At 63.5% G+C, this 5,549-nt stretch carries 6 protein-coding genes; 5 read left to right on the top strand and 1 reads right to left on the bottom strand.

Going from position 1 to position 5,549, the window contains the following annotated elements; genetic code table 11:
- Positions 1–287 precede the first annotated feature (287 nt).
- From DBR23_RS10815 to flhC, 5 genes are all read left to right on the top strand, one after another.
- Positions 288–1,442 carry an aromatic ring-hydroxylating dioxygenase subunit alpha gene (locus DBR23_RS10815; protein ID WP_108498243.1) on the top strand — a complete coding sequence of 385 codons (1,155 nt, stop codon included), beginning with the start codon at positions 288–290 and terminating at the stop codon, positions 1,440–1,442.
- Between the two features lie 139 nt (positions 1,443–1,581).
- Positions 1,582–2,493 (top strand): DMT family transporter, encoded by a 912-nt coding sequence (locus DBR23_RS10810; RefSeq protein ID WP_108498242.1) that lies wholly within the window; start codon positions 1,582–1,584, stop codon positions 2,491–2,493.
- Between the two features lie 101 nt (positions 2,494–2,594).
- Complete coding sequence (locus tag DBR23_RS10805; protein ID WP_108498241.1) at positions 2,595–3,500, top strand: sulfurtransferase; 906 nt, start codon at positions 2,595–2,597, stop codon at positions 3,498–3,500.
- A gap of 327 nt (positions 3,501–3,827) precedes the next feature.
- Entirely contained in the window at positions 3,828–4,154 is a 327-nt protein-coding gene (flhD, locus tag DBR23_RS10800; protein WP_015015270.1) for a flagellar transcriptional regulator FlhD, read from the top strand.
- Positions 4,155–4,198: 44 nt separating this feature from the next.
- On the top strand, positions 4,199–4,762 hold the full coding sequence (flhC, locus tag DBR23_RS10795; protein ID WP_015015271.1) for a flagellar transcriptional regulator FlhC: 564 nt from the start codon (positions 4,199–4,201) through the stop codon (positions 4,760–4,762).
- Positions 4,763–4,925: 163 nt separating this feature from the next.
- On the opposite strand, the gene DBR23_RS10790 is transcribed toward flhC, so the two are convergent.
- Complete coding sequence (locus DBR23_RS10790; RefSeq protein WP_233250392.1) at positions 4,926–5,504, bottom strand: FlgO family outer membrane protein; 579 nt, start codon at positions 5,502–5,504, stop codon at positions 4,926–4,928.
- Positions 5,505–5,549: the final 45 nt, after the last annotated feature.

Below are 5,549 nucleotides of genomic sequence, written 5' to 3'. Positions count from 1 at the left end.
GGCCTTGGGCATGGAGGGGGCGGCAGTGCGCGGGTGAAAAACCGGTGATTTTAGGCGCAGCGCTGTGGCGCCCGTGTCAGACAGTGGCCGATCCGTGGGAGGTCTCTATTTTTCCGGAACCGGTGTTTTCTATTCACGTAGCGGGGGTGCGGGAATAACCCCACCGCCTATAATCCCATTCCCGTCGAGCCGGCTACCCACCCTAGCCGGTTTTCTTTTTCCAGATGCGCCTTCACGGGCGCACCTCCCGCACTCTCTCTGTGGGGAGTCTTTAGGTCAGGTCACCCATGTCTGATTTAAGTCTTCAACTGCAGCAGGCCGCAAGCCAACTACCAGTTTCGAGCTACTTTGATGATGCGCTGTTCCAGCGCGAGCTGGAGACCATCTTCCAGCGCGGGCCCCGCTATGTGGGGCATCAATTGGCTGTGCCCAACGCGGGCGACTACTACGCACTGCCCCAGGAGGGCGAGGGCCGCGCGCTGGTGCGCAACGCCCAGGGCGGTATCGAGCTGGTCTCCAACGTCTGCCGCCACCGGCAGGCGGTCATGCTCAAGGGCAAAGGCTCGCTGAACACCCAGCAAAAGGGCAGCGCGGGCGGCAACATCGTGTGCCCACTGCACCGCTGGACGTACAACGCCAAGGGCGAGCTGCTGGGCGCACCGCATTTCGCGCACGACCCGTGCCTGAACCTGAACAACTACAAGCTGCGCGAGTGGAACGGCCTGCTGTTTGAAGACAACGGCTACGACGTGGCTGCCGACCTCGCCCAGATGGGACCACGCGCCGACCTGGACTTTGACGGCTACGTGCTCGACCACGTAGAGCTGCACGAGTGCAACTACAACTGGAAGACCTTCATCGAGGTCTATCTGGAGGACTACCACGTGGGCCCCTTCCACCCGGGCCTGGGCAGTTTTGTCACCTGCGACGATCTGCGCTGGGAGTTCGGCAAGAACTATTCGGTGCAGACCGTGGGTGTAGCCAACCGCCTGGGCAAGGCCGGCAGCCCCGTGTACGAACGCTGGCACGAAGCCTTGCTCGCCTACCGCGAGGGCAAGCCGCCCAAGCATGGCGCCATCTGGCTCACGCTGTACCCGCACATCATGGTGGAGTGGTATCCGCATGTGCTCACCGTGTCCACGCTGCACCCCATCAGCCCGACCAAGACGCTGAACATGGTGGAGTTCTACTACCCCGAAGAAATCGCTGCGTTCGAGCGCGAGTTCGTCGAGGCGCAGAAGGCCGCCTACATGGAGACCTGCATCGAGGACGACGAAATCGGCGAGCGCATGGACGCGGGCCGCAAGGCCCTGATGGCACGCGGCGACAACGAGGTGGGCCCCTACCAAAGCCCCATGGAAGATGGCATGCAGCACTTCCACGAGTGGTACCGTGAGGCGATGGGCTCGGACACCATCGACCCGACCACGCCAAACCGCTGAATACGGCGGCAAAACCCTGCCAATCTGCAGGCCCGCCGTGGTCTGCTCTCATTACAATAGCTGCCAGTGCTTAAAAATAAGCGCTGGCAGCTATTTTCATTTTTGCGCCCCACGGCGCGCTTCAAGAGATCACAACCCGATGCAAGCCCTCTGGATGGTGTTGGCCGCGTTCCTGTTTGCCAGCATGGGCGTGTGCGTCAAGATCGCCTCGGACTTCTTCAATTCCGCTGAGTTGGTGTGTTACCGGGGCCTCATCGGCATGTTGATTCTCTGGCTGCTGTCACGCTCGCAAAAAGTGACGCTGTCCACGCGGTACCCCGGCATGCACGCCTGGCGCAGCCTCGTGGGGGTGGCGTCGCTGGGCGCCTGGTTCTACGCCATTGCGCACCTGCCGCTGGCCACCGCCATGACACTCAACTACATGAGCAGCGTGTGGATCGCGGCCTTCCTGGTCGGCGGCACGCTGCTGGCCTGGCGGCCCTCCGCCGCCACGCCCCGGCCTGCACTGCAAGGTCCGCTGGTGCTGACGGTGCTCACCGGGTTCGTGGGCGTGGTGCTGATGCTGCGCCCCAGCCTGGACCAGAACCAGGCGTTCGCCGGGATGATTGGCCTCATGTCCGGCTTGTCAGCCGCATTTGCCTACATGCAGGTGGTGGCGCTGTCGCGCCTGGGCGAGCCTGAGTCGCGCACCGTCTTCTACTTTGCGGTGGGCTCCGCGGTGGCGGGCGGCTTTGCCATGCTGTTCACCGGCATGTCGGACTGGCCGGGCTGGCAAGCGCTGTGGCTGCTGCCCATCGGCGTGCTGGCGGCGGGCGGCCAGCTGTGCATGACGCGCGCCTACGCCAGCGCCAAGACCCAGCGCGGCACGCTGGTGGTTGCCAACCTGCAATATTCAGGCATCGTGTTTGCTGGCATTTACAGCGTGGCCCTGTTTGGCGACAAGATTCCGCCCATCGGCTGGATCGGCATGGTCCTCATCGTGGGCAGCGGCATTGTGGCCACCATCTTGCGGGCCCGGGCCGCACCCGGCGCACCGGCCGAAGAACACTGACCGATACAACAACCCATGCGCGCTGGCGAGGACACAGCCCATCGGGATGGCCACAATGGAGGCCTCCCCGTCCTACCGGTTGCTTTGCACCTGATCTGCCGATGACCACTTACACCACGCTCATCTCCGCCCCCGATCTGCAAGCCCTCATCGCCAGCGGTGCGCCGCTGATGGTGTTTGACTGCAGCTTCGAACTCATGCAACCGACCGCCGGCGCGCAGCAATATGCGCAAGCCCATATCCCCGGCGCCGTGTATGCCAACCTGGACAACGACCTGAGCGCCAAGCACGGCGCGCCCGGCGCCACCGGCACTGTGACGGCGCAGGAGGCCGACCAGCCCGCATCGGGCGGCCGCCACCCGCTGCCCAGCCGCGAACGTTTTGCCATGTGGCTGTCCAGCGTGGGTTTTGCCAACAACATGCAGGCCGTGGTCTATGACCGCCAGGGCGCCAACTACTGCGGTCGCCTGTGGTGGATGCTCAAGTGGGCGGGCCATGACGCAGTGGCCGTGCTCGACGGCGGGCTGCAGGCCTGGCAGGCCGCAGGGGGCGCAGTAAACAGCGGCGAAGAGCCCTCGCACTTCCAGTCCCACTTTGCACTGAACGAGCCCTTGCGCCAGCTGGCCACGGCCAGCGATGTCCTGGCCCGCCTGCAGCGCCCCGCAGACCAGACCGTGATCGACGCCCGCGCCGGCGCCCGCTACCGGGGCGAGGTGGAGCCGCTGGACCCGGTGGCCGGCCACATTCCGGGCGCGCTCAACCGACCCTTTGCCGAAAACATCGGAGCCGATGGCCGCTTCAAACCCGCAGCCACATTGCGCGCAGAGTTCGACGCCCTGCTGGCAGGCCGTGACCCTGCAACCGTGGTGCACCAGTGCGGCAGCGGCGTGAGCGCCGTGCCCAATCTGCTGGCCATGGAGATTGCCGGCCTGGGGCACACCGCCCTGTTCGCTGGCAGCTGGAGCGAATGGTGCTCAGACCCCACGCGCCCGGTCGAAAAGGGTTGAACCACCCCACTTGCGGCGTCTAACGAACGCCGCCAGTTGCAAAAGCGCAAAAAAGATGGTTTTGCAGGCGCTATCAAAACCATGAGCAGAATTCCGGGGTGGGTGTCTGTCAATGCAGCAGACATGGCCCCCTGAAAAGCCAGCCGGCGCCTGATCTGCTTGTAGGGCAAATTCCTACACAACCCACCGCGAAACCAGACACGCGGCACAGCCAAACCCCGACTTAATTTCTGATTGGGGCGGTTTCACAATCCATTTCAACGGATCACGCAAAACCTGCAGTCAGCAGGCAACGCAAGACCCGGTACTGGAAAAAAGGAAGCCGCCATGACCAACGAACAAATCCTCGCTGAAATCCGCGAAGCCAACCTCACCTACCTGATGCTGGCCCAAACCCTGATCCGTCAGGACAAGGCCGAAGCGGTTTTCCGTCTGGGCATGAACGAAGAGTCTGCCGATATTCTCGCTTCGCTGTCGGCTGCGCAAGTGATGAAACTGGCCTCCCGCAACACGCTACTTTGCAGCTTCCGCGTGGACGACAACCTGGTGTGGAGCTTGCTGACCAACCACTCGGCCAAGAAGGTGGGCAACGACGCCACCAACACCCTGCACGCCAACATCCTGATGGCCAGCCGCGTGTCGGAAGTGCTCTGAAGCACTGGCCCGCAGCGTTGTCCCGTTCTCACCGAAAGCCCGCCATGTCCTCCACCACCACCGCCGCCGCCAAAGCCCCTGTCAAAAGCGTTCTGAATGAATCCAAGCAGATCGAACGCGCAGCCATGCTGATCCAGATGGGCGCCCGCATGCAGGTGCTGGAGTCCGAGACCACGCTGTCGTATGAACGCCTGATCCGCCTGTACAAGGAGATCGCGGGCAAGTCGCCCTCCAAAGGCCAGCTGCCCTTCTCCACCGACTGGTTCCTGACCTGGCAAGAGAACATCCACAGCTCGCTGTTTTTGAACATCTACGAGTACCTGTCCAAGGGCGTGGACCTGGATTCGGTGGAGCTGCTGACCAAGGCCTACCGCCTGTACAACGAACAAGTCGCCACGGCCGAGATCGAACCCCTGCTGTCCTTCACCCGCGCTTGGCGCCTGGTGAAATTCGTGGACGCCGGCATGTTGACCCGCACCAAGTGCAGCCAGTGCAGCGGCCAGTTCGTGACCGAGCTGTACGAAAACCGCCATTTCACCTGCGGCCTGTGCAACCCACCCGCCCGTGCCGGCAAGAGCAAGACCGCCGGTGCGCTGATGTTGCATTGACACGTTGGCGTGTTTTTTGAGCCAAAAGCGCCCGATGCGCTAGCGCATATTGCCGCTCTAGCTATTGATTAGATAGCAAACAAACAAGGCCCTATTCGGGGCCTTTTTGCTGTCTGCTGTCTGCCGATGGAATGTGGTGCAAGGCAGAACGCCGATCCACCCATCAACGCCCCGCAAGCAAGGTGCGCACGTTCTCGTCCACGGGCACCGCGTAGTTGTGCGCCGCAATCACATGGTTGCCCACCGGGTTCACCAGCTTAAGGCTGATGTACACCACCGAGGCCGACACCGCGTACGTGCCCACGACCACGGCCTGCGCGTTCTGCGCCTGGCTGACCTCCCGCACCTCGCGCGACAGCAGCAACTCGCCCTGTTCGCGGTGCAGCACCAGGTTGTCGCGCAGCTTCACCTCCGTCACGCGCAGCCCGCGCTGCACCATGCGCCCCGCGATCTGCTCCGAAAAGATGCGCCCCAGCCGCGACGACTCGTTGAGCCGGTCCACATTGACCAGGGTGGCCACCAACAGCGGCTGGCTCGCGTCCAGCGGCGCGTTGAGCAGCAAGGCATCCGTTGCCCGGTCGTTCACCTCGATCAGGTCGGTGCGCGACACGCCACCCGCACTGTTGCCGTAGTAATAGCTGTGGACCGGGTTGGTCGAGCAGCCCTGCAGCGCCAGGGCCGACACCACCACCATGCCCAAGCACCACGCGGACCTGAGCTTGCCGGGATGGAAACGGCGCATCACGGTGCCACCACCCGCCAGGTTTTAACGGGGGTGGGTGGGGGG

It is taken from the genome of Acidovorax sp. HMWF018, assembly GCF_003061035.1.
Taxonomy (GTDB): Bacteria; Pseudomonadota; Gammaproteobacteria; order Burkholderiales; family Burkholderiaceae_C; genus Acidovorax; species Acidovorax delafieldii.
The sequence above is the reverse complement of the archived record's forward strand: the minus strand, read 5'-3'. Positions and strand labels throughout refer to the sequence as shown.

Bases quoted from the DNA above. Each gene is read 5' to 3' on its own strand.
- flhC (WP_015015271.1), top strand. From the start codon at position 4,199: ATGTCCTCCACCACCACCGCCGCCGCCAAAGCCCCTGTCAAAAGCGTT.
- DBR23_RS10810 (WP_108498242.1), top strand. From the start codon at position 1,582: ATGCAAGCCCTCTGGATGGTGTTGGCCGCGTTCCTGTTTGCCAGCATG.
- DBR23_RS10790 (WP_233250392.1), bottom strand. From the start codon at position 5,504: ATGCGCCGTTTCCATCCCGGCAAGCTCAGGTCCGCGTGGTGCTTGGGC.
- flhD (WP_015015270.1), top strand. From the start codon at position 3,828: ATGACCAACGAACAAATCCTCGCTGAAATCCGCGAAGCCAACCTCACC.
- DBR23_RS10805 (WP_108498241.1), top strand. From the start codon at position 2,595: ATGACCACTTACACCACGCTCATCTCCGCCCCCGATCTGCAAGCCCTC.
- DBR23_RS10815 (WP_108498243.1), top strand. From the start codon at position 288: ATGTCTGATTTAAGTCTTCAACTGCAGCAGGCCGCAAGCCAACTACCA.